The organism is Bifidobacterium longum subsp. infantis ATCC 15697 = JCM 1222 = DSM 20088, assembly GCF_000269965.1.
Classification (GTDB): Bacteria; Actinomycetota; Actinomycetes; order Actinomycetales; family Bifidobacteriaceae; genus Bifidobacterium; species Bifidobacterium infantis.
Map to the genome: position 1 here is coordinate 479,285 of NC_017219.1, position 25,477 is coordinate 504,761.

Here is a 25,477-nt window from a genome sequence, read left to right on the forward strand (position 1 = left end):
GGAATCGTTGGCGATTCAATGCTTCCAGGAGGCTCAAGCCGGTGCGCGAGATGGGACTTGAACCCACACGTCAAAGACACAGGAACCTAAATCCTGCGCGTCTACCAATTCCGCCACTCGCGCGTGCATATCCGCGTTTCCACAGGTGTGGAAGATATGCAAAACCCTAGGCCGGACAGCCATTACAGACCAGTCAGCCTAGGGTATCCGAGCCACTTGTCAGAATCGAACTGACGACCTGCTCATTACGAGTGAGCCGCTCTACCGACTGAGCTAAAGTGGCTTGGCTCGCGGAAGGCATTTCGCCAGCCGCGCACAAGAAATTAAGTATAAGACATCTCCGCGAAAAGTCCAATCGGCGGCTTGGCGGTTGTGTCGCGACCGCTCGGTTGAAGATGACGGTTGCGCCGCGCCATGAACTGTTCGATAATGCAAACGATGGCAATCCGACATCGCTGACTGATTTTTGTTCTGTTCATGTCCGAATTTGTGAGTATTCTGTTTGGTGATACGGAGCGCATCCGAGCCGTGAGCGAAGGCGCTCCAGTCACTGATGAAAGGAATGGAATCCTATGGCCATCAATCCGCCCGTTGACGCCACCCAGACCCCTGAGTGGGCTGCCCTGCAGAAGCACTATGACGAGCTTCAGGCCGAAGGCGTGAGCCTCAAGAAGTGGTTCGCCGAGGACGCCGAGCGCGTCGAGAAGCTGTCCTTCGACGCCGGCGACCTGCACTTCGATCTGTCCAAGAACCTGATCAAGCCGGAAACCCTCCAGCTGTTCGCCGACCTTGCCAAGGCCGTCAAGCTCGATGAGCGCACCAAGGCTATGTACACCGGTGTGCACATCAACAACACCGAAGATCGCGCCGTGCTGCACACCGCGCTGCGCCGCCCGGTCGAGGATGAAGGCAAGTACATCGTCGACGGCCAGGACACCGTCAAGGACGTGCGCGAGGTGCTCGACCGCATCTACGCCTTCGCCGACAAGGTCCGTTCCGGCGAGTGGACCGGTGTGACCGGCAAGAAGATCGAGACCGTGGTCAACATCGGCATCGGCGGCTCCGACCTGGGCCCCGTCATGGTGTACGAAGCCCTCAAGCCGTACGCCGACGCCGGCATCTCCGCCCGCTACATCTCCAACATCGACCCGAACGACCTGGCCGAGAAGACCAAGGGCCTCGACCCGGAGACCACCCTGTTCATCATCGTTTCCAAGACCTTCACCACCCTGGAGACCCTGACCAACGCCCGTGAAGCCCGCACCTGGCTGCTCGAAGAGCTCAAGGCCAAGGGCGCCATCGACGGCTCCGACGAGAAGAACGCCGAAGCCATCAAGAAGCACTTCGTCGCCGTCTCCACCAACCTGGAGAAGGTCGCCGAATTCGGCATCGACCCGAACAACGCGTTCGGCTTCTGGAACTGGGTCGGCGGCCGTTACTCCGTCGACTCCGCCGTCGGCACCTCCCTGGCCGTGGTCTTCGGCCCGGCTCGTTTCGAGGAGTTCCTGCACGGCTTCCACGAGATCGATGAGTACTTCGCCAACACCCCGTTCGAGAAGAACGTCGTGGTGCTGCTCGGTATGCTGAACGTCTGGTACCGCAACTTCTTCAAGGTCGCCTCCCACGCCGTGCTGCCGTACGACCAGTATCTGCACCGCTTCCCGGCCTACCTGCAGCAGCTGACCATGGAATCCAACGGCAAGTCCGTGCGTTGGGACGGCACCCCCGTCACCTCCGAGACCGGCGAGATCTTCTGGGGCGAGCCTGGCACCAACGGCCAGCACGCCTTCTACCAGCTGATCCACCAGGGCACCCAGCTCATCCCGGCCGACTTCATCGCGTTCGTCAACACCCCGAACCCGACCAAGGACGGCGACCAGGACGTGCACGAGCTGTTCCTGGGCAACTACTTCGCTCAGACCAAGGCCCTGGCGTTCGGCAAGACCGCTGACGAAGTGCGCGCCGAGGGTACTCCGGAGGAGATCGTCCCGGCCCGCGTGTTCACCGGCAACCGTCCGACCACCTCCATCTTCGGCGTGGCCCTGACCCCGTTCGCAGTCGGCGAGCTCATCGCCCTGTACGAGCACATCACCTTCGTGGAAGGCACCGTGTGGGGCCTCGACTCCTACGATCAGTGGGGCGTCGAGCTCGGCAAGCAGCTTGCCAAGCAGATCACCCCGGCCATCTCCCAGGACGACGACGCCCTCGCCGCCCAGGACGCCTCCACCCAGAGCCTGATCAAGTTCTACCGCGCCAACCGCGAGTTCTGATCTCCGCTCCTGCGTCGCTTCAATCAGAACTCGCGGTTGGCGCGCCGCGCTGTGTTGTTTGATGGTCGGTCTGGCGACCGTCCATGGCGCGAGTTCTGATTCGTTCCTCTGGCTCCCCTCGGGTGAGAGGAGCTGTCAGTGTAGCTGACTGAGGGGAGTCTCTCTCACGACTAGTGCCCGACATCTTCGGATGCCGGGCACTTTGCATATACGGATTGCTGTCGGTCAGATGAGTCGAATGGTCATATTCCGCTTCGGCATCTGTTTGCAGACATAAAGGCACTGTCTAGCCAACTCACGTGGCTGATTCGCTTATTCGCCCTTATTCGCCTCATCCAAGCTCAGCAGATCGTCATCGGCATCGTAATCGAAGAGTTCGCCGTAACGGCCCCACTCCACGGCGATGGCGAACTGCTGATGCGCCTCGTCGTTGGCGTAACGGGCGCGCAGCAGGTCCAGCATGAGCTCGCCGCGGAGCTTGCCTTCCGCAGACTTCCGCAGTGCATGCTCAATGTTGTGCACCAGCGGCGCGTGTTCCATTGCCAGTGAGGCGAACACCTGCTTGGCGCGCAGAATGTCCGCCTTATGCCAGGAGTCGCCCGCCTCGGTGATCTGCACATGGCCGTCGCGTACCACGATGACGCGCAGCATCGTACCGGCATCCACCAGCGGGAACAGGTCGTCCACCTCGAACGAAAGAGCCGAGGCCAAATCTGCCAAGTCGATGCCGTGAGGATGCTCGGCAACCACATCCAGCAGACCGGCAAGCCCGCCCGGCGTGGCGTTGGGCAGCGGATGCTCCTTGATTTTCTCGATGGTCTTGGCGGGCTGAAGGTCTGATGCGTCCGTGACGGATGCGTCCGTGACGGGTGCGTTCGTGAGCGATGCCGATGGCGATAAAGCCTCGGCTTGTTGCGTAGGCTGCGAGGCCTGTCCGGTCAAAATCGCGTACAGTCGGTCCACCATCGCCTCGAATTCGACACTGTGACGGTCGCGCGGGCGCGGCAGATCAACCCGCACATCGGCAATCAGATGCCCCGGGTGCGAGCCCAACACCACCACTCGGTCGGCCATCTCCACGGCTTCCTCGATGTTATGCGTGACCATAAGCACCGACTTGATGCTGCGCTGTTCGCTCGACCACAGCTTGAGCACTTCCTGACGCAGGTTTTCGGCGGTCAGCACGTCCAGGGCGGAGAACGGTTCATCCATGAACAGCGCGTCCGGCCGCAGCACCAAGGCGCGTGCAATGCCCACGCGCTGCCTCATGCCGCCAGACAGTTCCTTCGGATACGCCGATTCGAAGCCGTCCAGGCCGATCATGTCGATGGCATCCAGAGCCAGTTTGGTGCGTTCCGCACGTGGTACGCCGCGCGCCTTCAGACCGAGTTCCACATTGTCTTGCACGGTGAGCCACGGCATCAGCGCGAAGGTCTGGAACACGAGTGCGATGCCGGGATTCGGACCGGTCAGGGCCTCGCCGCGATACTTGACCGTGCCGCTGGTCGGCTTGACAAGTCCGGCCAGCGCACGCAGGAATGTGGACTTGCCGGCACCCGAACGGCCCAGAATGGCCACGATCTCGCCCTCGTACAGGTTGAACGAGATGTTGTCGAACACGGTGAGTTCGGTGCCGTTGTCGGCCGTGAAGCGCTGGCCGACGTGCTGGGCTTCGATGATGGTGTTCTGCGGGGTCACCGCCCGCAGCGAACGAATGGTTTCCATTGCAACAGTCATATTATTCTCCTTAAGTCTTTAGTTCAGTGCGAAACGGCGCTCGGCCATGCGCTGCAGCGGGTTCCAGAACAGGCGGTTGACGGCCACCACGAACACGCTCATCACGGTCACGCCGATGATGGTCCTCACGGTGTTGCCGCTTTCGGTGGCCTCGGCGATATACGCGCCCAAGCCGGAGGCGGTCAGCGTATGCCGTCCATAACTTACGATTTCCGAGACAATCGAGGCATTCCACGCCCCACCGGCCGCCGTAATGCCGCCCGTGACCCACGAGCCGAATACCGCCGGCAAAATCAAATCGCGCCACCGCTGCCAGCGCCCCAGCTGGAAGCTGCGCGTCATCTCACGCAGATCGTCGGGAATCTGGCTGGCCCCGGCGATCACATTGAACAGGATGTACCACTGTGTGCCCAACGCCATCAGCAGAATACTGCCCCAGTTGATATCCACGCTGCATGCCACGAACCAGAGCGTGACGAACGGGAACGTGAAGTTCGAGGGGAAGCTGGCCAGCACCTGCACAATCGGCTGCATAAACCGCGAAACGCGCGGATTCATGCCGATCATCGCGCCAATCGGCACCCAAATCGCCGAGCAGACGAGCGTAAGCAGCGCCACGCGCAGGAACGTCACCATGCCCAACACGAACGCCTGCCCGAGCTCGCCGAATCCCGCATCGCGATGAATCACCAGCATAAGCTGCACCAGTCCGAACGCACACGCTGCCAACACCAGTACTGTGAATACCACGTCAAGCGCGCGGCTGCGTGCGGACTTCACGTCCGCCGCCCAACGTCCACCGGTCCGACCCAACGGGCGGGTCAGCGTGTCGAACAGGTCGCCGACAGGCCTGAACAGCCAGGCCACCATCTCATCGATATGTGACTGACGAATGATGGTCAGCACCACACTGGTCTTGCGCACCGCCGACTCGCTTTGCGTAATGCGGAACTTCTCCGCCCACGCGGTCAACGGCTTCCACAGCAGTACGTCGATAAGCAGCACCACCAGCACCATCGTCACGATGGCCCAGCAGATGGCCGCGAGATTCTCCTCGGCCGCCGCCTGTGCCACGAAGCTGCCGATGCCGGGCAACGCATAGGTGCGATTGTTCACCGAGATCATCTCGGAGGCGGTCAGGAAGAACCATCCGCCGCCTACGCTCATCATGCAGTTCCACAGCAGCGGAATCATCGCGTTCGGCACGTCCAGTGTCCAGAATCGTTGCCAGCGTGTGAGCTGTAGTGAGCGGGCCGCCTCGTCGAGTTCAGTTGGTTCGCTGGTCAGGGACCGGGTGAACGAGAACGCCATGTTCCAGGCCTGACTGGTGAAGATTGCGAAAATCGACGCGGCCTCCACGCCCAGCATCGAGCCGGGGAACAGCACCATCCAGATGGTGATGGTGGCCGAAAGAAAGCCCAGAATCGGTACCGACTGCAGAATATCCAACAGAGGAATCAGCACGCGGCTCAGGCGGCGGCAGCGCGCGGCCGCCGTGCCGTAGATGAACGTGAACACCAGTGAGAAGAACAGTGCCACGAGCATGCGGAACACCGAGCGCAGCGCGTAATACGGCAGGTCGGCGAGATTCGTACTGACTTGTGACGGCACGCCTTTCGGGCCGATCGGTTCGCCGATCGCCGGCAGAATCCAAGCGATCAGACCGAACAGCGCCAGAATACCGGACGCGACCAGTACGTCGGAGGCCAGGCGTACGGCGAATGGTTGGCGGTCGGACGCGGCGGTGGAAGGGTTGCGGGCCGACGCATCTGGACGCGCGTCGACGCGATTGAATGAAAACATGGTCATGAAAAGACCTCCCTATGCATAGGAAAGACGAATTATGCAAGGGTTATCCAAGGAGCACTACAGGCGAGAGCCCGACTTCCGGATAACGGAATATAAGAAAACATGGTCCTCACCACCGCAACTATGACTGTTGCCGGCGGCGGAACTACTGGAATAATCACCGTCCATCGGACTCTCACCTCCTTCAAGCCGTGCGCTGAAACGCCAGATCAATACCATCGTCGGTATCCATGCGACCAGCAGGAGGGGCGGAAAGTATTCGAATCCGCCGATTCGGCCATCGTTCAAGCTTCAGCATCGCAGGGCGGTGGAATTGCGTTAGTTCATGCCTTGATCCGACAAGAACTGCTGACCTGCGTGCAGTGTCTCCACTGTTAGCGGCAGCAACCCATATCCCTGCGGTAGCCTCGCCTACCGACGCTCCCAAGATAAAGCCCGCCCGCAGGTCTGTCAACTACGTCGCAGTGCCTTGGTGTTGGAATGCAATCAGGCAGCCATTCTGTCCGCAATAATCCGTACAATTGACGATTGCTGTGTCGAGAAGTGGGCCGCCGCATAAGCCCACGTCTCCATGGGTCCAGTCCGAACGGCCGCAAGGCCTGACTTTCGGCGGATCGGCAGGCTTCCCAAGGGCAAACCCGAGGGATAACGAGAACAGGCCAACGCACGCGATGCGCAATCGCGTGGATGGCCCCAGATCTGTGGCTGATATGCGGCAGCACTGAAGGAAAACAATGGTTAACGCTGTTGAGGCTTTTGACGCCAAGCACATGAAGCCGGCCGAGGAAATCCCGGCCTTCCGTCCCGGCGACACCGTCGACGTGAACGTGAAGATCCAGGAAGGCAACAACTCCCGTATCCAGACCTTCACCGGCGTGGTGATCGCTCGTAAGGGCGCTGGCGTGCGTGAGACCTTCGTGGTCCGCAAGATTAGCTTCGGCACTGGTGTGGAGCGTCGCTTCCCGGTGCACTCCCCGTCCATCGACTCCATCAAGCTCGTGCGTAAGGGCCGTGTGCGCCGCGCCAAGCTGTACTACCTGCGCGCTCTGCGCGGTAAGGCCGCTCGTATTGCCGAGCGCCGCGACAACTCCGCTAAGTGAGTCGATTCGCGGGTGCAATCGTGGGCCTGATGATGCAGGTGCGCGAATAAACCGTGAAATTCAGCCCGGAACCGTTTCGGTTTCGGGCTGTTTCCGTATTTTCCACGTATGATGGACGGGCGCCGGCACCCCTCATATCCGGCAGCATGAATCGCGAGGAGATGGTATGCAGGACGATCAGGATAACGGCGAATTCCCGGTTTCCGACAATCCGGAGAGCAACCAGACCTCGTATGATGACGAGGCCGATGCCCGCGATTCCCGCACGTTCCAAGTCGCCGACCACGGCATCGCCCTGTCCCCGGTTCCCCCGGCACCGGCGCGCCCTGCGCACGCCGCTTCTTCCGCTGGCGCGAATGCCGCGGCAGCATCATCGATGGATGATGACCACTTCACCCTACGCGACTTTTTCCTGTGGTGCGGCGTTCCCGTGCTTATCGTGCTGCTGATTCGCATTTTCGCCGTCGGCTTTTACGAGATTCCTTCGCGCTCGATGATGGACACCATGGTGCCCGGCGATCGCGTGGCGACCAGCAAGCTCACCCCCAAGATCTTCGATCTGCAGCGCGGCGACGTCGTGGTATTCAAAGATCCCAACAACTGGTTGAACGAGGAGCAGAGCAGCGCTCTCGGTGGCGGGTACCTCATCAAGCGACTGATCGGACTGCCCGGTGACGTGGTCGAATGCAAGGGCGCGGGCCAGCCGGTGACCATCAACGGCGTGGCCATCAATGAGACCTCCTACATTCGCCCCGGCGTGGATCCGAGCGCCTTCCCGTTCTCGGTAACCGTGACCGAGGACCACGTGTTCGTCATGGGCGACAATCGCGCCAATTCCGCCGACTCCCGCTATCATCAGGATGACGGCGATCGCGGCTTGGTTCCCATCTCCGATGTGGTCGGAGTCGGAATCGCGAGATACTGGCCGCTTGACCGGCTTGGTGCGATTGATGACTACCACGAAGTCTTCAAGGACGTGCCTGACGCTTCCGGCTCAAATTCCTGAGTCTTCGTTGAACCGTGTGAGTCTTTGAACTGATTGAGTTCCGGGCCGTCTGAATCCTGAGCCATATGAATCCTAACCATTGTGAGACGATGGGAGCCGCGCATGATTACCCCGACACTTGACTTGGAACGCAGCCTTGCGGCCCAGGGCTATGACCTTATTACTGGATTCGATGAAGTCGGCCGCGGCGCGCTCGCCGGCCCGGTGATGGTCGGGTGCGCCGCCATCTGGGCCCGTGATTTGGAGCCGTTGGATGGCGATGATGCCGTCGAACTGTCCGGGCGGACCTACCTCGGCGTGCCGGACGGCGTGGCCGACTCCAAAATGCTCACCGAACATAGGCGCGAGGCGATTTTCGACGAACTGCGCGACTGGTGCGCGGCCTACGCCGTAGGCCAGGCCAGCAACACCGAGATCGACGAATGGGGCATCACCTACGCGCTTGGCGTGGCCGCCCTGCGCGCGCTCAGCCAAGTCGAACGCGAACTTGGCTTACGGCTTGGAGGGAGATTGGCGGCAAGAAAGGCTTCGATGGAGTCTGCGGGGGAGATTGTGGAAGGTCATCCGGGAGACTCCGTAGGGGAATCCATTGGAAATTGTAGGGAAAGCGTTCGCGCCCTGCCCAAAGTCGCCGGAATTCTCGACGGGCCGAGCGATTACATCACCAAGGCGCTCAACACGTTCGACGCGCCGGACGTGCCGATTCCAGCCGATATAACGACCAAAGTCAAAGGCGACCAGCATTGCGCCACCGTCGCCACCGCGGCGGTCATCGCCAAAGTGACCCGAGACCGGCTGATGGTCGACCTCGCGCAAAGCAACCCATGTTACGCCGCCTACGAATGGGCTCATAACAAGGGCTATGGTTCCGCCGCACACCGTACCGCCATCGCCGAACACGGGCCGACTCCGCTCCACCGTGTCTCATGGCACCTGACCTGAGCCGCCTGCGACACGACAGTGTGAGCGCTAACGCAAAACTGTTGTGGACGCGCTAAAGTCAGTATTGATTAAGGTACAAGACTGGCCGCGCATGGGTGCCGGCCGCCAGCGGGGAGGTTAGGCAGCATGGTGACCGGCCGCAAGCCAAGCAAACGTCCGTCCATGTTCGAAGTGGCCAAGCTCGCCGGAGTCAGCCACCAAACCGTCTCCCGTGTGATCAATGACTCGCCGGACGTTTCCGACGCCACCCGTGCGCGAGTCCAGGCCGCCATTGACCAACTCGGCTACCGCCCATCCAATTCCGCGCGCGCACTGGCTTCCCGCCGTTCGCGCACCATAGGCCTGATCGCCGGAGGCCTCAAATTCTTCGGCCCGATTTCCTCCATCTCCTCCATCGAATCCATGGCCCGCGAGCACGGTCTGTTCATGAGCGTGATGATGGTCCACGAGGCTTTGTGCACACAGGTCGACTTCGACAACCTGTGCTACACCTTCAACGAGCAGAACGTCGACGCCTTCATCTTCCTGACTCCGACCGACGTGATGTTCGCCGCCGCCTGCCGTGCGCGAGTCACTCAGCCGCGCGTCATCGTCACCGCCACCCACGGCCAAATGACCGTGCGTGAGGGATTGGGCCTTATCTCCACCGAAAACAAGCGTCGCACTGCGCTGGTCGGTATCGACCAGTGGGGTGCAATGGCCAAAGTGGTGGCCTTGCTGGGCGAATACGGGCACAAATCGGCTCTGTATTTTGCCGGTCCCAACGAATGGCGCGACGCCCACACCCGACTGGATGCGTGGCGCAAGCTCGCCGCCTCCCGATCCATCGATTCACAGATCGTGCGCTGCCATACGTGGGATGCCTCTGAGGCATATGCGCACATGAATCATCTCATTGATGAGTATGGGCGTCGGGGCATGGCGTTACCCACTGCGGTCGTCGCCGCGAACGACAATCAGGCCGTCGGCGTCATGCGCGCGTTGCATGAGCATGGGCTTCGGATTCCGCAAGACATCAGCGTGGTCGGATTCGACGACATGTCTGGCGTGGATAACATGTACCCACCGCTGACCACCGTGCATCCCGATTTCGAGGGGCTTGGCGTGGCCGCCATGCGCGAGACGCTGCGTTTGCTGGGGGAGGGCGGCGAGCCGACCTTCCTGACCACCCAGCACGGCGTGGGCCTGATCCCCGCCGAAGTGCGTGCTCGGCGGTCCTTGGGACCGGCTCCCCGGCGGTAAGGCTGGGCTTAGCGGGGCGCTTCTTCGGATGATTCGAGGGTTTGCTTCGCTCCCCGGTCAAGATTGGCATGGACGTGATGACCAAGCAGGAGCACGTGCAGGTCGACTCTCTCGTGGGCCATGGCGGCATCTTCACCACTCCGAAGGTGGCGCTTGGGGTATGGCCGTGCTCGCCAACTACCTGTGGAACACCAACGAGGATCACAGCAACCTCGCTGATAAGTAAGCCTTTCTGACCTCCCTTTATTGAGGGAAGTCCTTGAGATTTTGGAAAAACGTCCATCCATCACAGTGGAAAGGTCAAAAATTTCTAACACGGGTTTGCATATTTCTTATTCCGGTGTTTATAATGCAGTCAACGTCCATTACATTAAAGAACTGAGGCGATGGGGAACGTCACCGCAGACGTGCACCGGTTGTTGTTGCCACGGGCAACAACCATAGTGACTCGGTCCTTGTCCTTCGTCCACGTTCCAACCGACCCTATACGCCCATAGAGGAGTGAATTCCCGCTGCCCGCGTAATCGATAACGATTGCGCGTTGTATGGCGAAAGACGACGCCGTCTTCCGCCGAATAGAAAATAGAAAGAAACGAGTCTGACAATGGCATTAGATGTTGGCAAAGCGTTGAAATCCAAGACCTTGGTGGTCGGCGTCTTGTCGATGTCGTTGCTGATGTCCGCCAGCAATGCAGTCAGCGGCACCATACCGGCGATGAAGGAGGCGTTCTCCGACTATTCCGCGGCGAACGTCGAACTGCTGACCACGGTGCCGACGATCGGCTCGATGGTCGGCACGGCATTGACCGGCCTATTCGCCAATGCCATCGGCAGGAAGAAAATCGCGATGGCGGGATTCCTCATATCCGCCGTCACAGGCGTGATTCCGGCGTTCTTCCCGTACTATTGGCCGATTCTCATATCGCGTATGTTCTTCGGCTTCGGGTCGGCGCTGTTCGTCACCTTGAGTGTGTCGTACATCACCGACCTGTATGACGGCGATATGCAACGCAAGCTGCTTGGGTGGAGACAGGCGGTCGGCAATCTTGGCGACGTCGTGCTGCTGTTCGTCGCCAGTCTGCTGATCACCATCAACTGGCAATCCACGTACCTCATCTTCTTCCTGTTGTTCGTCCCCATGGTGCTCGTGGGCATGTTCATTCCGAAGGAGTTCGATAACTTCAGCATTCGCAGCGCGCTCGTCGACGATGAGGGCCACGTCGTCGACAAGAGCGCCTCGCAGAAGCAGACGACGAACTGGCAGGTGCTGTGGCTGGCGTTCATCTTCCTGGTGGTCTCCATGCTTTACAACGTCATGTCCATCAAGCTCGCCAGCTATGTGGTCGATGAAGGCATCGGTTCCGCATCGCTCGCCACATTGATCTTCAGCTTCCTCGTCGTCGCCACCATCCTCTCCGGCGTGTTGTTCGACAAGGTCGCCAAGGTCACCAAGCGCCTGACGGTGACCATCTCCGAAGTGGTCATCGGCATCTGTTTCATCGCCACTGCGCTGACGAAGAACGTGCCGCTGATGTTCGCCCTGGTGCTGATTGCCGGCTTCGCATGGGGCATCATCAACCCCGCGCTGACCGCACGATTCGTGGACTACTCGCCCGCGCACTCGATGAACCTGACCACGTCCATCGTGATTATCGGCATCAACATCGGCTGTCTGATCTCCCCGTACTTCTTCGCGCTGACGGCAAGCATCTTCGGCAATTCCTCGGCCGGATTCGCCATCATCGTCGGTGGTGCGCTCTACCTCGTGATGGTGGTCATCGAGCTGATCACCCTCAAGGTGGACAAGAAGCTCACGGTGTGATTCCCGCGGCGACGGAGCCGTACCGGAACCGGACGACGGCAATCAACGACCAGCAACCAACAACCAGCAACCAATCAGACACACAGACAACGAACAAAGGAGTTTCAACATGGTGTTGTTCATGGCCAATCCACAGCGTCCCAAGATGTATGAGAAGTTCGTGCACGATACACCCGAATGGTTCAAGGGCGCCGGTCTCGGCATCTTCGCCCACTGGGGTTCGTATTCGGTGCCGGCATGGGCGGAGCCGATCGGTGCGCTTGGCACCTTTGACGATCCGGTGTACTGGAACACCCACTGCCCGTATGCGGAATGGTATTGGAACACGATGAGCATCAAGGGCTCGCCGGCGGCCGAGCATCAGAAGGAAGTCTACGGTGACATGCCGTATGAGGACTTCATCGACATGTGGAAGGCCGAGGCGTTCGACCCCGCGGACATGGCCGACCTGTTCGCACGCGCCGGTGCCCGGTACTTCGTGCCGACCACGAAGCATCACGAAGGCATCACGCTGTGGAAGGCCCCCGACAACGATGGGTGGAATACCGTGGACCGTGGTCCGCATCGCGATCTGGTCAAGGAATTCGCCGACGCCATGCGCGACAAGGGACTGAAGTTCGGCGTGTACTACTCCTCGGGCCTCGACTGGCACAAGGAGCCCAACATGCCGATTCTCGGCGACGGGGAATACGGGCCGCAGAGCGAGGACTACGCCCGCTATATGTACTCGCATGTGATGGACCTCATCGACGAATACCAGCCGTCCATCCTGTGGGGAGATATCGACGTGCCGAAGATCTCGGAGGAGGACAACGATTTCAGCGTGGCCCGACTGTTCGAGCATTACTACGACGTGGTGCCGGATGGTGTGGTCAACGACCGCTGGGGCCTGACCCATTGGGACTTCCGCACCGTCGAATACGAACAGGGCAAGGAGCTCATGGGCAAGGGCATGTGGGAGATGACCCGAGGCATCGGCTACTCCTTCGGCTACAACCAGATGGAGGACGCCGACTCCTACATGACCGGTCCGGAGGCGGTGAAGTTGCTCGCCGACGTGGTCTCCATGGGCGGCAACCTGCTGCTCGACATCGGCCCCGACGCCGCCGGACGCATCCCCGAACTGCAGCGTCAGTGCCTCGAGGGCATGGCCGACTGGATGGACGTGAACTCGCCGAGTATCCATGATGTCGAACCGGTGCCGGAAGCCTCGCCTTCCGGAGAGGGGGACGGCGAGCCATGGGTTCGTTGGACCGGAGACGGCAAGAGCGTCTATGCCGTCGTCGATGCTGCGGGCAGGGTTCCGCTGCGCATAGATGCGGGTGCGGTCGATGTGGATTCCGCAACCATTCTTGGCGGTGGCAACGTTGTCGTGGAGGCGGACGGCGATATGCTGACCGTGGAGATTCCCGCGACAGACGTCGCCGGCCCTCAGGTCGTGCGTTTTGCTCGACACTAATCAGCTCTTATCCATGAAGGCGGTCGCAGTCCGGCCGGCGCGGCCGCCTCGCTCATGAGTGGAAAAATTCTAAAACAATATTGAATAATTTCCTTACCGTACATTATCCCTTACTGTAAGAACCTATTGCAAGGCGAAGGAGCCTATCATGAGTCGTTTTACCAAGTGATCCCTTCCTGCGACGAAGTGCTCGTGTATTACGGCGAATAGTGCATGACCAAAAGCGTCAGTCAAAAAAGAGAGGGCCCGCAAAAAGGCCCTCTCTTCATGCCGGATCACAAGGAACCGCGCGTCTCACCGCTTGCCGTTGTAGATCTCGTTGTCGATCACATCGGCGAACACGTGATTAACGGCCGGGCGCACCACTTTCAGCGACGGCGTCAGGCACTTGTTCTCCTGCGTGAACTGCGTGTCCAGCACGGCGAACTTGCGTACGGATTCGGCGCGCGAGACCGTCGCATTCGCCTTGTCCACGTACTGCTGGATCTCCTCGCGCACCGCCGCGTTCGTGGCGAGCCGGTCCACCGGCGTCTCCGTGGACAGTCCATGCGCGGGCAGCCACAATGCCAGCGACTCCGGATCGAGCGTCACCAGCGCGCCGATGAACGGGCGCTGGTCGCCCACCACCACACAGTGCTCCACGATCGGGCATTTGGCGATCTCTTCCTCCAGCGGAATGGGGGAGACGTTCTTGCCTCCGGCGGTGATGATGATGTCCTTGATGCGTCCGGTGATGGTGATGCGGCCTTCGTCGTCGATGGACGCGAGGTCGCCGGTCCTGAGCCAGCCGTCGGCGGTGAACGCCTCGGCCGTCTTCTCCGGCAGATTGTGGTAGCCGCGGAACACGTTCGGGCCCTTGACCTGCAGTTCGCCTTCGTCGGAGATGCGAATCGAGGAGCCGGGCGCGGGCTGGCCTACGGTGCCGATCACATTGTCGGTCACGCGCGTGGCGGCGAACGGGGCGGCGGTCTCGGTCATGCCATAACCCTGAATCATCGGCAGTCCGATGCCGTTGTAGAAATGCGCCAGATCAAGCGACAGTGGTGCGCCGCCGCAGGCCACGTACTTGATCTTCGGGCCCAGAGCACCGCGCACCGTGCGGTAGACGAGCGTTTCATACTTGGCGCGCTCGGCGATTTCGGCAAACGTGTGCTGCTCGCCGGCCTGCTCCTTGCGGCTCCAGACGCGCGCGGCCTCGGCGGCCTTGACAAACAGGCGGCCCTTCCAGCCGGCACCGGCCTTGTGCGAGGCGGCGTTGTACACCTTCTCGAACACGCGCGGCACGCCCAGCAGGTAGGTCGGTTCAAACGAACGCAGGTCCGGCAGCAGGGACTTGGTATCCGGCAGATAACCGACCACGCCGTCATCGGAGGCGATGGAGGCGTACTGGATAAATCGTGCGAAGCAGTGGGCCAGCGGCAGGAAGAGCAGCAGGCGTGGATGGTCGTCAAGCACCACTTCATGAAGCGCCTGCGAAGCGGTGATGGTGATGGACACGAAGTTCTTATGGGTCAGTTCGGCACCCTTCGGGTTGCCGGTGGAGCCCGAGGTGTAGACGATGGTGGCCAGATCGTCGGCGCGCACGGTGGCCACGCGCTCGTTCAGTTCCTCGTCCGAAACAGACACGCCCAGACCTTCGAGCGCGCCCAGTGCGTTGCCCTCGAGCATGAGAATCTGCTTCAAGGCAGGGCAGTGGTCCTTGACCGAGTCGAGCCGGTCGAAGCGCTCGCGGTTGTCGGCAAAGGCCAGCTTGACCGCCGAATCGTTCATGATGCGCTGGGCTTGCGGGGCGGAGTCGGTGTCGTAGATCGGCACGCTTACCGCGCCCACTGCGGCCAGTGCGAAATCGAGAATGCCCCATTCGAGACGGGTGGAGGAGAAGATGGTTACCGCGTCGCCCTTGGCGATGCCGAGCGCGATCAGGCCTTTGGCGGCTGAGACCACGCGCTCGTGGAATTCGCCGGTGGTGACGTTCTGCCAGTGGCCGGGGCCGATTTTCTTGGCGGCGATTACCGTGTCCGCGCCGGTGCGGGCAAGGCGATCGGTGAGCAGTGAATAGATAGTTTGGTCATCGCGGATCTCGATGGATTCGCCGGGCATGGTGTAGTGGTCAAGCATAAGCGGGCCGTGTCCTTACGTGCGTTGCGTGATGGCTGTTGACAAATCGAGCCATCCTGACAAGTTAGGCTACGCTGGCGTAAGGTTGCGCGCGTTGTGGGCAATGGAGAAGTTGTCTGTCTGGTTTTGTGGATTGTATACAACGCCGTGTCTAACCGGTTTGCTCTACGGTTATGACCGTGTCCATTTCGGGAGCCATCGACTTCCTGCAGGACAAGTACGCGCTGAGCCCGGCCCTGCAGGGTCTGGTCATCAGCTCCATCATGATCGGCGGCGTGATCGGCGCCGGCTTCTCCGGCTTCCTGTCCGATAAGTACGGCCGCCGCCGAAGCACTGGTCGCCGCGCAGAAGCAGCACTAGGCCGCGTTTGCTGCGTCTATTGGCGAATTGATCATATGGGTCGTCTGCGTGCAGACGACCCTTTTGCGTTCCGAAGGCTTCTGACACCGTAGAAACGTGCTTTCTCGGCTTCGAGGGGCTGATTTTGCCTTATCCGGAAGTCTACTTCCACTTCGAGGGGCTGATGCCCAAGTAGACGCGGCCCTAAAACGGCGGAATGACGTTGACGTGTAGCCGTTTATACTTCCGATTACATGGATGAGGAGCCCCTCGAAGCGGAGATAGACTTCCGGCAAATGCGAAATCAGCCCCTTGAAACGGAAGTAGACCTCCGGCAAACGCAAAAATTAGCTTCCTCGAAACGGATAAATGTACGTATTGGGTGTAGTTGATGCTTCAGCCCCTGATATCGAAGCATATTTCTTCTGGTTGGCGCGTCTAGCATGCGCACTCCGCAATCGAAAATTCTGTGGCCTCTCTCACTTTAAAAGTCTGGCATGTGCGAGGGCGTTCGCTTAAGGTGAATGGGATTGCGCGGAATGTGGAGCGCAGGGTCATGACCATGCGCGTGCTGCAGATCCAGCTGCGCTCGCTGACCGCCATGGATATCGTGGCCTACGGCGGTGCGGCGGCCGGCATTGGTGTGGCTCTATGGCAGTATGCGCATACCACCGCAGCCGCCGCAGGAGCCAGCGCCGCCGGCTGGTCGCCGATCATGCTCGCCGCCCACCTGCCCGGCGCATTCGCCTACCTGGCCTACGGCCTGCAATACCTGATGCCGTTCGGTGCGGGCTTCCCGCTCACCCTCGCCGGACTGCTGCTGATTGTGCTGCTGTCCGCCGAATTCTTCATCCCCATGCGCCAACTCGGCTCCTACTTCCACGTGGCGATGAACGGCATGACCTCCACCAAACGTATCTTCGCCCTGCTGGACACCCCCGAGCCCGCCCATGGCACTGCCATGCTGCCGGCCGCCACTGGTACTGATGTCGGGACTGATACCGGTACCAAGGCCGGGACCGAGGCCGATGGCGGAATCACCGTCAGCTTCGACCACGTCGGCTATTCCTATGACAGCGCCGATTCCGGTGCCGCCGTTCAGCAAATGAATTCCGCGCCGGCACCTGCGCTCACCGGCCTCACCTTCACTGCCTACCCCGGTCAACTCACCGCCATCGTCGGCATCTCCGGTTCCGGCAAATCCACGGCTGCCGCGCTGCTTGCCGGCACGCTGACCGGATACCAAGGCTCGCTTACGCTGAACGACGTCAAGGTATCCGACCCGTCCGGAGAGACGCTCGCCCGAACCATCACCCTGATCGGTGCCAGTAGCCATCTGTTTGCTGGTACTCTGCGTGAGAACCTTCTGATGGCTTTGCCTGATGACGGCCAGAACGGTGACGTTGCGTCCGACGCCGCCAACCTGTCCAGTGGCCAGCTCCGGCTGCAGCGCCGGCCGAGATGAGCACGTTCCAAGTCATCAAGCGGTTACTCGGGGAGGCCAAGCCGCTGGCCGGGCTTATGGTCGCGGCTTCCACGGCCGGCACCATCGGCCACCTTGCCGCAACCTTCCTACCGGTGTTCGGCACCATCGCCGGATTCGCACTCGCCGGCAACCCCGTGACCACCACCATCGTCTACGCCATCGTGGCGGCCACGCTGAGCCCCTGGATGGTGTTGGCGCTGATCGCCGCCTTCACGCTGCTCGCCAGCTCGTTCGGGCCGACGCTGGCGCTCGCCGCCCTGCCCGCGAACCTCACCCAGACCTTCGCCTCCGCCCGTCGTCTGTTCGGTCTGATGGACGAAGCGCCGGGCGTGGTAGAAACTGGCACTGCGAACTCGGATTATGAGGGCATGCGCCTTGACCGCGTCACTTTCGCGTACCCGGGGGAGGAGAGCGAGGCGATTCTCGCCGACTTCTCGCTCGATGTGCCGCAGCACGGCATCCTCGGTATCCAAGGCCCATGCGGCAGGGGCAAGTCCACTATGCTGAAGCTGCTGATGCGCTATTGGGACCCGCAGCGTGGCCAAGTGACGCTGTCCGGCACGCCGCTACCGCAAATCGATGTGCATGCCCGCCGCCGTATTCAGGCCATGATGAGTCAGGAGACCCACCTGTTCGACGGCACGATTCGAGAGAATCTGCTTATCGCCTTGCCTGAATCGGAGATTCGCAATGGGGGAGCGGCCGGTGTTCTTGACGCCCGACTCCGCGAAGCCCTCGCCAAGGCATCCGTGCTTGACTTGATTGATTCGTTGCCGGATGGGCTCGACACCCAGGTGGGTGAGCTGGGCGACCGACTGTCTGAAGGCGAACGCCAGCGCATCGGATTGGCTCGCGTATTCCTACGCAATGCCGACTTGGTGCTCTTTGACGAGCCGACCAGTCGTCTGGATGCCTTGAATGAAGCCATCATTCTGCGTTCCATTCATGAGCTGTCCAAGAGCGAGCAGAATGCGGATAAGGGGCAAGACGTGGCTGTAGTGCTGGTCCCTCGCCGTGAATCCGCCATGCGCGTTGCCGATGCGGTGCTGAATCTGTAAAGTCACACAGTCACAGGCCGCAATACTCTGCAATACAGGATTCCCGCCTTGCGCGTCGGTGCGTTTCGGCTGCGCAAGGCGGGAATCCTGTATTTCCTTATATATCAGCCTCTGATAAGGGCATCCAGAGAGTCGAGGGCCGCGTCGATGGCCTGAGCCTCGCGGTCGTCATCCGTCTCGGCGAAGGAATGCTCGCTGTAGGAATCCTCGTCGGCACTGGGCAGTAATACCCCGCGAGGCGTATCGGCACTGTGCGCGTGCTCAATAGAGGCCATATGTGCCGGCTGCACGGCATTTGTCTGCTTGCGGTTTCGATTCGCGTCATTCGCGAAATCAACGGCATCTGCGGCATCAACGCTATCCGTATCATCCGCACCACTGCGCGTAGTCGGCCGATTCGCCAGCGTGCATGGGTCGTCGGGCAACGAATCGGCCAAGGCCGCGACTGCTGCGCTGGCCGCTGCCTCGGCCGCCGCGCCGTCCAGCATCGCACCGGCCGCAGAGCCAGTCACGGAGCCATCCGCAGGGCCGCCCGTATACTCGCCGTCGTGCCGTCTACTGGATGACTTACCAACCAGAACAGCGCCCCTCGTACGCCGCACAAGCGACGGCACGTTCTCATCCGTCGTGACTTCCGAGACGGTCGCTGCCGTGTCTTCTTCTGCAGCCATATTCGCCGCTGCCTTGGCGGCTTCCTCGGCAGCGCGCTGCGCCGTCAGCCGTTCTGCCTCGGCCCTTTTGGCGGTCTCTATGGCGAAAATCTTCTGCTGTGCCGCAGCGCGAGCCCGCTCAGCCGCATCCATAATTCCCAATGCCTGCTGACGTTCGTTTTCAATACGACGCAGCGTGGCTTCCGCGTGGCGGATATTCGCATCAGCCGTGCTCAGCGAGTATTTTGCAGAGGCCAAATCGGTTTTCGGCTGCCATAGATGCTCGATTTCCTCCAGCGTGCGTCCCATTGTCTCCGGCACCAACGCCACGATGCCGAACAGGCAAATCAGATCCAGAAACGCGAAAATCGCGAACGATATGCCGCCGCCCAATCCATCGATCATCATCGGCGTGAATTGTGCGATGATCCAGTTGGCGAACAGCAGACACATCACACACAATCCGGTGGCACGACCGCGCAGATACGTGGGGAAGAGCTCGGGAATCACAATCCAAGGAATCGGCCCCATCGAAAAGGCGAACGATATGGTGAACGCCATGACGAATATAAGCGTCAGCAGCGAATTGCCCATGAAATACGAGCCCGAAATGCATAGCGCGAACGCGCACATCATGCCGGTGCCTATTTCCATAAGACGTTTACGGCCGAACGTGTCGATCAGGTACATGCCTACCACGGTGGCCACCAGCTCCACGCCGCCTACGCTGGCGGCCGCGAGGAACTGAGTGTCCCCGCCGAACCCGAGATCCGAGAACATCACCGGCCCATAGTAGGAGATGGCGTTCATGCCGATGAACTGGTTGAACACGGCGAGAAAGATGCCGATGACGAGTGCCCGTCGCAGGCCTGGACGGAACAAATCATGGAATTCGTGCGACATCTCGGTTTCCAGTTTGACCGAGGCTTGGATGTCATCGGTGCGCAGGCGTGCGCGTTCGGTGCCGAGGATGTGCTCGAGCACCGCGAAACCTTCATCGGTTCTGCCTACCTGAATGAGGAATCGTGGGCTTTCCGGTGCCCTCCGCATAGCCAGCAGGAAAGCGGCGGCCGGAATCGCGCCTAATCCCAGCATCCAGCGCCATCCAATGGCGATATCCCAGTCGTTTGATCCGTAGGAGGCGATGATGTAGTTGATGACGTTAGTCAGGAAGAGGCCGCAAACCGCAAGCAACTGATAAGAGAAGGCGAGCAGACCACGGATGTTGGCCGGAGCCGATTCGGTGATATATGTGACGGCCAGCGCGGCGGTCAGGCCGATGCCGTAGCCGCCGGCCACGCGCGCCACGATAAGCGCTATGGGACCTATCGTCAGCGCACTCCATACAGCCGCAACGAGGAAGAACGCGCCGCCGATAATAAGGATACGTTTTCTGCCGAATCGGTCGGAAAGGAATCCGGCGGTGGCCGCTCCGATGACGGCACCGAGCATGATGGAGGAGATGACGAGGCCCTCCATGAGAGTACTGAGCCCATATCTGGCGCGCAGGAATTCGATGGCGCCGGAGATAGAGACGGTGTCGTAGCCGTACAGTAATCCGGCAAGACCCGCACTCAAAGCCAGTCCGAATGTATATTTTCCTGATCCGCGGGTGCGTATGGCTGTCCCTAAAGGGTTGGGCTGCTTGGAAGCAGTCCGAAACAGTCCCGCCATGTGCTCTTCCTCTCAATACAGCTATGGGGGTGCCTATTCATACTAGCCGAACTGGCTCCGTCTGGCGCTGGTCCCGGCCCGTCACGCAAGACAATCCATCCTGGGATGTGAATCAGAGGAATTCGCCAGTCTTTCCGAATGCACTCTAAAGCAATTCGCCAGTTTGCAGTCAGCAAGGGTGTTATTGCCATGGTATAGAAAGACGGGAAATGCTCTCCTTGCCACTATTATCCTTTGATAATGTCCCATTTATGTCCTTGGCTTTTATTCTAAGCTGAGATAGTCCTCTACCGCCTGTCATAGCTCGTGCGGTATAACATGAGGACTTGGTATTACACGTATTGCTTGATATGACTGTTATATCTGCTGCTGTGATATTGACGATAAGACTGCATTCTTTTATCGGATCAGCGTACTTGATCATATTGCTGGTGAATTCATCTATGCCCGTATGGACTATATCCAGCACTTTGGGATCGTAGCTGAGTGGCATAGTGCCCAGAAGTTGTGTGTTCACAGCAAAACCAAGTTCACGCATCTCTTCCTTGGCCTGTGTAAGATGTGCATCAAGCATTTCCTGCTCAGTCTCAGGGGCGGGAGACATTCTGGACTTAGGAAGCTCGACTCTATCGTGTGATTCATTGTCTGCGATGGTTTCGGAACCGAGTACATCGATTGTCGCCCGTATTTTTTCGAGCAGATCTTGAGATATGTCAAGTAGTTCAGAGATTTCGGCTTGGTACTGTTCAGATTGCGGTGGTTGCTCACACCAAGTCCGTATGTCGTGCTGCATGCGAAGTATCTGGTAGGCGAGTCGGTTGGTCACTTGGTCGTGGAGTGTTGCAGCAATTAACTCGCGGCGGCGACGTTCCTCGTTAATCTCCCTCTGACGATCCAGCTCATGGCGGATCTGCTGCATGCGCATGAGCCTAATGCGCCATTGCATGCCGACGCCGATACATGAAGCAGCGGGGAGCGCTACTACGGCAATCATGTCAAAAATAGGCGATGGACTCGCGCCGGACATTCCCAGCATAGCGTGGGAGACGACAGTTACGGATGATTGGACTATGCCTAAGCCGATGCCTAGTCCTGTATATCGAAATGAGACCAGCATTAGAGTGGCGGCAAATGAGAGGAACAACGCCCAAGATAATTCAGATAATGCGGGAACCATACAAATGCACGCCCAAAGCAGAGTTTGCATTATCGCCGCCACAAGTGGAAAACGTATGGAGATGATGGACAGAACCATCGCTACCACGCCAATCGCGAACGCAATCCATCCAATTACACCCGAGACAAGACTGGCGACCAGCAGTATACTTCCGTATCCGCATCCTGCCATGACCGCGATTGCGCGCATGTACATCCAACTGCTGGTACCTATTTCGTCGTTCTGATCCTGTGCAAGTCCATTCCGTTTGGTGTTTTCATGGTTCATAGCAGTCCGCGTTTCTCGCACATGATGATGGCGTGGATTCTGTTCCGTGCATGCAATTTGGCGACCGCACGTTTGACATACGTGCCGATGGTGAACTTGCTTAGGGACAAAGACCTCGCAATCTCCTCAGTTTCCAGTCCTTCGGAGTACATGCGCAGGATTTCAACCTCCCGTGCGGACAGTCGATCTCCGTTCATCCAACGCTTATCTGAAGCCTTAGTAAAGTCTGGAATAAGGTTGGAAGCAGTGTCTGGCACATCAGTGAAACGTGCTGATTCATCAGCAGCGCATTGCGTCGCCGAGCCCATCGATGCGCGTCGTACGGCGCTGGACAAGATGCGTAAGTCCGTTTTGGAGATCAACGCCTGAGCTCCGGCTTCGGCGGCTGCGCGAGCATAGCTTCCCAGCGAAAATGAGGTCATGCATACTACTCCGATGGGTAGCGAATGACGGCGTAAGGTCCTGCATACCATGGCACCGCTCGTGTTCTCCATGGACATATCGACCAATATCACTTGCGGACGCGTTCTCGGGGACAAGCAGTTGTCAATCGCATCGTCGCCTGAGATTGTCGTCCATAGGATGTGCAGCCAAGGCAGACTGCGCAGGATGCTCGACAATGCCGCCAACGTCAGCTGGTCGTTGTCCACAATGCCCAATGTCACTTTTCCTTCGCCTTGTTGGTTCATGTCTTGATGATATTGCGGATGGTCGCCAGCTTCCCACAATGTCACTTATGAAGTGACATCGGTGGATTGTCCCGGAAGAAGGCGATACCTTGAAGACGTTCCGGAAAGATTCCGGAACGGCGAACGCGGGTTCCGGTCAGTGTTGACGGAATTCATGGGTAACGGAACGATCGGATACGAGAATGGAGCACACCATGTCCATTCAAACAGGAAAACAGTCCAAGCTGAAGATGATGGCGGTTGCATTGGTGACCTGCGCATCGATGACAATCATCCCTGTGGCATCCGCCTCTGCTGCTGAGGCCGACGTCATTGCGCCGACCACGGAAAGCGGAGAGTATGGGATTCGGCCCATGTGGCTCAACCCGGAGGGTAAGCATACGCAGTACCCTGCTCAGGGCGGTATCTGGGAATGGGGCTTCTGGAACGTCAAGATTCGTTCCTATTACACGCATGACACACGGACGCATGGCTCTTCGGTCTCGTTGAACGGGGATACCGTGCGCAGCATCGATACAGTCGCAAAGAAGCAGTCCATTGCAGAGAAATACGCTGTGAACTATTGGGGCAATAACGACGCCTACTACTATCGGGTGTCCTGAAAGGTAATGATGAACGGCCGATGGCATATGGCATTCCCGTGTGGTATCGGCCTCTCCTGATGATTGGAGTGTACCATGCATCGTCGCCTGTTCTTCATGGTATCCACGTTGGTATTTCTGCTCGCCACGTTATTGTCAGTCATGGCCAGCGACCTACATGACAGAGCTTTACCCCAAGGAATTCATCCTACAATCTCGATGACACTGGATTTTCAATCACCTAACGTGGATGACGCTCAAATGCTGCGAGAGCTTGCTGATATCGGAGAACAGCAACAACTCGGCATCGTCAAGGTTATGCCTGACCTTGACGGGGATGCATCCGCTCAAGTATTTGTCGCGCTAGATTCCACTGCAAGTGAAAGACTGCCCGAGGGAACTTCAGTCCGTCGATTTGGAAACATGCCGAGTTCTAAGGTGGCAGGACAGTCGCGTCTGTCGGCGGCCTCTGCGAGCGGTCAATACTATCTACTGCAAGGCAACCAGTCTGATAAAGCACTGCGCGATTGGACGGTACGCAATGGGGTAATGGTGGCGTGGGGTGCGGATTCGTTGCGTGATGACGTGCGCTTGCTAGCCTCACAGTCAAGTTTCGTGATGTCGATGGCCGCGGCTCTTGCCCTGATGGTGACGATGGTTCTGTATTGGATGGCATCTAAAGTTCGTTCAAGGGCGTTGCGGGTATTAGCTGGCGTCTCGGTATGGCGCATACAGAAAGACGACATGATGGGCATTCTGACCCCATCGCTGTGTGCGGCATGCCTAATCGACATCGTCTCAGTCACGGTGGTTGGTGCGGTTAGAGGCGCGGTGTTCATACCATACTTCTCTCGCATACTACTGGTACTTGAAGGGACCGTGTTGGCAGGACTGTTTGTGGCGATGCTGATTGTCGGCATGCTGTCATGGCCTTCAGCAACGATGATCATGCGTCGCGCATCCGGCAATATCGGACTACGCCGATCTGCTTTGGCAATGAAAGCGATGGTATTCGTAGCGGTGCTGGCGGTGACTGCGCCCGCAATGTCGGCGATAGCATCGGCTGATTCATCGGCCCGCGAGCAACGTGTATGGGAGCGTTTGTCTAATCAGGTCTCAATAGCGCTGTCGTATGAAAATAACCCCCAACTGGATGCGAAGGTCGCGAACGTGATGCGTGAAATAGAAGATGACGGGAGAGGAGCTCTCTCCTACACGTTCACGCCAGAAATGACCGGAGCCCCAAGTGCTGAACCAGTAGCGTTAGTCACTCAGCAATGGCTCAATATGGTACAGGTCGACCCGGCTCACATGGAGCACTCAGTCCGCGTCACGTTCGATTACCTACCCGCGGAGGCGAAAGACATAGTTTCTCAGATACCAGCATGGAGTGCAGATTCCCAGACCAGTGTGAATATGCTCGAAAGAGCCTTGTATTATAGCGTTTCCGGCGATGCAATACCCGTGCTCAAAGGCGGCTCTGACACTATGCTTTTCCCGAAAAGGCTCACGCTCATAGTTCTCCCTGACTACTCGGGATTCTCCGACTCAGGATTTCTAGTGCCGGCGGCCACCACACGCAACATCGTGTTGACGGGTCTTCAGGATGTACGAGCAAGATTGCGACAAGCAGGGTTGTCAAGACAGGTCAAAGTGCGATACATCGCTGAAGAGCAGATTCTGCAGGCCCAGTTCTCTGCACATTTCGCTTGGCTGCAAGCCGCTGCATTTGTAATGCTTATTGTTGCGTTTGCCTTAACCGTTATGGTGCATGCGATGGTCCGCGCTGCGCTGCGCGCAAGACACGACTATCCGCTCATGCTCAACGGTAGCCCCGCAAGACGATTGGCGGAGTCCACGATACTTGTGGAGAGCAGTACGGCGTTAGTAGGAGGAATTATCTTCGCTGCAATAGCACTTCGCTCTACAGGCATCTCAGCTGCAGTAATGACCGGAGCGCTGGGTTTGCTGGCAATCTTCATTTCCGCACTTTCGCACATTCTGTCCGTACAGCGCATGTTTGTGGGCATCAATAATCGCACTCTTTAATC

Annotated in this window: 16 protein-coding genes, 2 tRNA genes, 2 pseudogenes and 1 riboswitch; of the genes and pseudogenes, 12 read left to right on the plus strand and 8 right to left on the minus strand. The window is 59.1% G+C overall.

Annotated elements, in window-relative coordinates:
- Window positions 1-42: 42 nt before the first annotated feature.
- Window positions 43-123, minus strand: a tRNA-Leu gene (locus tag BLIJ_RS02155).
- An 87-nt stretch (window positions 124-210) separates the two neighbouring features.
- Window positions 211-283: transfer RNA gene (locus BLIJ_RS02160), tRNA-Thr, on the minus strand.
- A gap of 289 nt (window positions 284-572) precedes the next feature.
- Here BLIJ_RS02160 and pgi point away from each other — a divergent pair.
- Window positions 573-2,270, plus strand: a complete 1,698-nt coding sequence (gene pgi / locus BLIJ_RS02165; protein ID WP_012576838.1) for a glucose-6-phosphate isomerase — start codon at window positions 573-575, stop codon at window positions 2,268-2,270.
- Between the two features lie 312 nt (window positions 2,271-2,582).
- Here pgi and BLIJ_RS02170 read toward each other — a convergent pair whose 3' ends face one another.
- The gene (locus BLIJ_RS02170; protein WP_014484581.1) at window positions 2,583-4,007 is read right to left on the minus strand and encodes an ABC transporter ATP-binding protein; all 1,425 of its coding nucleotides are present in this window, start codon (window positions 4,005-4,007) and stop codon (window positions 2,583-2,585) included.
- Window positions 4,008-4,025: 18 nt separating this feature from the next.
- A complete protein-coding gene (locus tag BLIJ_RS02175; RefSeq protein WP_014484582.1) occupies window positions 4,026-5,816 on the minus strand; it encodes an ABC transporter permease in 1,791 nt (596 codons plus the stop codon).
- 268 nt (window positions 5,817-6,084) lie between these two features.
- Window positions 6,085-6,242, minus strand: a riboswitch (M-box (ykoK) riboswitch).
- 308 nt (window positions 6,243-6,550) lie between these two features.
- On the opposite strand from BLIJ_RS02175, the gene rplS reads away from it, so the two are divergent.
- The 7 genes and pseudogenes from rplS (at window position 6,551) to BLIJ_RS02205 (ending at window position 13,387) form a co-directional block, all read left to right on the plus strand.
- The gene (gene rplS / locus BLIJ_RS02180) at window positions 6,551-6,916 is read left to right on the plus strand and encodes a 50S ribosomal protein L19 (RefSeq protein ID WP_007051394.1); all 366 of its coding nucleotides are present in this window, start codon (window positions 6,551-6,553) and stop codon (window positions 6,914-6,916) included.
- Window positions 6,917-7,082: 166 nt separating this feature from the next.
- Window positions 7,083-7,922, plus strand: coding sequence for a signal peptidase I (gene lepB / locus BLIJ_RS02185; protein WP_012576841.1), 840 nt, complete (start codon window positions 7,083-7,085; stop codon window positions 7,920-7,922).
- Window positions 7,923-8,024: 102 nt separating this feature from the next.
- The gene (gene rnhB / locus BLIJ_RS02190) at window positions 8,025-8,864 is read left to right on the plus strand and encodes a ribonuclease HII (protein WP_012576842.1); all 840 of its coding nucleotides are present in this window, start codon (window positions 8,025-8,027) and stop codon (window positions 8,862-8,864) included.
- Between the two features lie 126 nt (window positions 8,865-8,990).
- Window positions 8,991-10,106: a LacI family DNA-binding transcriptional regulator gene (locus BLIJ_RS02195; protein WP_012576843.1), complete on the plus strand. Its 1,116-nt coding sequence runs from the start codon at window positions 8,991-8,993 to the stop codon at window positions 10,104-10,106.
- 50 nt (window positions 10,107-10,156) lie between these two features.
- A pseudogene (locus BLIJ_RS14755) lies at window positions 10,157-10,326 on the plus strand (ATPase); the annotation flags it as partial.
- Window positions 10,327-10,710: 384 nt separating this feature from the next.
- Window positions 10,711-11,928 (plus strand): MFS transporter, encoded by a 1,218-nt coding sequence (locus BLIJ_RS02200; RefSeq protein ID WP_012576689.1) that lies wholly within the window; start codon window positions 10,711-10,713, stop codon window positions 11,926-11,928.
- A gap of 109 nt (window positions 11,929-12,037) precedes the next feature.
- On the plus strand, window positions 12,038-13,387 hold the full coding sequence (locus BLIJ_RS02205) for an alpha-L-fucosidase (protein ID WP_012576844.1): 1,350 nt from the start codon (window positions 12,038-12,040) through the stop codon (window positions 13,385-13,387).
- A gap of 294 nt (window positions 13,388-13,681) precedes the next feature.
- On the opposite strand, the gene BLIJ_RS02210 is transcribed toward BLIJ_RS02205, so the two are convergent.
- Window positions 13,682-15,505: an AMP-dependent synthetase/ligase gene (locus tag BLIJ_RS02210; protein WP_012576845.1), complete on the minus strand. Its 1,824-nt coding sequence runs from the start codon at window positions 15,503-15,505 to the stop codon at window positions 13,682-13,684.
- 179 nt (window positions 15,506-15,684) lie between these two features.
- On the opposite strand from BLIJ_RS02210, the gene BLIJ_RS15135 reads away from it, so the two are divergent.
- Both BLIJ_RS15135 and BLIJ_RS13300 read left to right on the plus strand, forming a co-directional pair.
- Window positions 15,685-15,957 carry an MFS transporter gene (locus BLIJ_RS15135; RefSeq protein WP_269446657.1) on the plus strand — a complete coding sequence of 91 codons (273 nt, stop codon included), beginning with the start codon at window positions 15,685-15,687 and terminating at the stop codon, window positions 15,955-15,957.
- Between the two features lie 467 nt (window positions 15,958-16,424).
- A pseudogene (locus tag BLIJ_RS13300) lies at window positions 16,425-18,388 on the plus strand (ATP-binding cassette domain-containing protein); the annotation flags it as partial.
- A gap of 104 nt (window positions 18,389-18,492) precedes the next feature.
- Here BLIJ_RS13300 and BLIJ_RS02225 read toward each other — a convergent pair.
- From BLIJ_RS02225 to BLIJ_RS02235, 3 genes are all read right to left on the minus strand, one after another.
- Complete coding sequence (locus BLIJ_RS02225; RefSeq protein ID WP_012576846.1) at window positions 18,493-20,712, minus strand: sugar porter family MFS transporter; 2,220 nt, start codon at window positions 20,710-20,712, stop codon at window positions 18,493-18,495.
- Window positions 20,713-20,893: 181 nt separating this feature from the next.
- Entirely contained in the window at window positions 20,894-22,156 is a 1,263-nt protein-coding gene (locus BLIJ_RS02230) for a sensor histidine kinase (RefSeq protein ID WP_012576847.1), read from the minus strand.
- Complete coding sequence (locus tag BLIJ_RS02235; RefSeq protein ID WP_231837876.1) at window positions 22,153-22,845, minus strand: response regulator transcription factor; 693 nt, start codon at window positions 22,843-22,845, stop codon at window positions 22,153-22,155. The genes BLIJ_RS02230 and BLIJ_RS02235 overlap by 4 nt, the downstream gene beginning before the upstream one ends.
- Window positions 22,846-23,039: 194 nt before the next feature.
- Here BLIJ_RS02235 and BLIJ_RS02240 point away from each other — a divergent pair, with 194 nt between their 5' ends.
- Entirely contained in the window at window positions 23,040-23,447 is a 408-nt protein-coding gene (locus BLIJ_RS02240) for a lactococcin 972 family bacteriocin (protein ID WP_012576849.1), read from the plus strand.
- A gap of 75 nt (window positions 23,448-23,522) precedes the next feature.
- Window positions 23,523-25,475, plus strand: a complete 1,953-nt coding sequence (locus BLIJ_RS02245) for a hypothetical protein (RefSeq protein WP_012576850.1) — start codon at window positions 23,523-23,525, stop codon at window positions 25,473-25,475.
- Window positions 25,476-25,477: the final 2 nt, after the last annotated feature.

Excerpts from the sequence above, each read along its gene's own strand:
- pgi (WP_012576838.1), top strand. The coding sequence starts at position 573 with ATGGCCATCAATCCGCCCGTTGACGCCACCCAGACCCCTGAGTGGGCT.
- BLIJ_RS02170 (WP_014484581.1), bottom strand. The coding sequence starts at position 4,007 with ATGACTGTTGCAATGGAAACCATTCGTTCGCTGCGGGCGGTGACCCCG.
- BLIJ_RS02175 (WP_014484582.1), bottom strand. The coding sequence starts at position 5,816 with ATGACCATGTTTTCATTCAATCGCGTCGACGCGCGTCCAGATGCGTCG.
- rplS (WP_007051394.1), top strand. The coding sequence starts at position 6,551 with ATGGTTAACGCTGTTGAGGCTTTTGACGCCAAGCACATGAAGCCGGCC.
- lepB (WP_012576841.1), top strand. The coding sequence starts at position 7,083 with ATGCAGGACGATCAGGATAACGGCGAATTCCCGGTTTCCGACAATCCG.
- rnhB (WP_012576842.1), top strand. The coding sequence starts at position 8,025 with ATGATTACCCCGACACTTGACTTGGAACGCAGCCTTGCGGCCCAGGGC.
- BLIJ_RS02195 (WP_012576843.1), top strand. The coding sequence starts at position 8,991 with ATGGTGACCGGCCGCAAGCCAAGCAAACGTCCGTCCATGTTCGAAGTG.
- BLIJ_RS02200 (WP_012576689.1), top strand. The coding sequence starts at position 10,711 with ATGGCATTAGATGTTGGCAAAGCGTTGAAATCCAAGACCTTGGTGGTC.
- BLIJ_RS02205 (WP_012576844.1), top strand. The coding sequence starts at position 12,038 with ATGGTGTTGTTCATGGCCAATCCACAGCGTCCCAAGATGTATGAGAAG.
- BLIJ_RS02210 (WP_012576845.1), bottom strand. The coding sequence starts at position 15,505 with ATGCTTGACCACTACACCATGCCCGGCGAATCCATCGAGATCCGCGAT.
- BLIJ_RS02225 (WP_012576846.1), bottom strand. The coding sequence starts at position 20,712 with ATGGCGGGACTGTTTCGGACTGCTTCCAAGCAGCCCAACCCTTTAGGG.
- BLIJ_RS02230 (WP_012576847.1), bottom strand. The coding sequence starts at position 22,156 with ATGAACCATGAAAACACCAAACGGAATGGACTTGCACAGGATCAGAAC.
- BLIJ_RS02235 (WP_231837876.1), bottom strand. The coding sequence starts at position 22,845 with ATGAACCAACAAGGCGAAGGAAAAGTGACATTGGGCATTGTGGACAAC.
- BLIJ_RS02240 (WP_012576849.1), top strand. The coding sequence starts at position 23,040 with ATGTCCATTCAAACAGGAAAACAGTCCAAGCTGAAGATGATGGCGGTT.
- BLIJ_RS02245 (WP_012576850.1), top strand. The coding sequence starts at position 23,523 with ATGCATCGTCGCCTGTTCTTCATGGTATCCACGTTGGTATTTCTGCTC.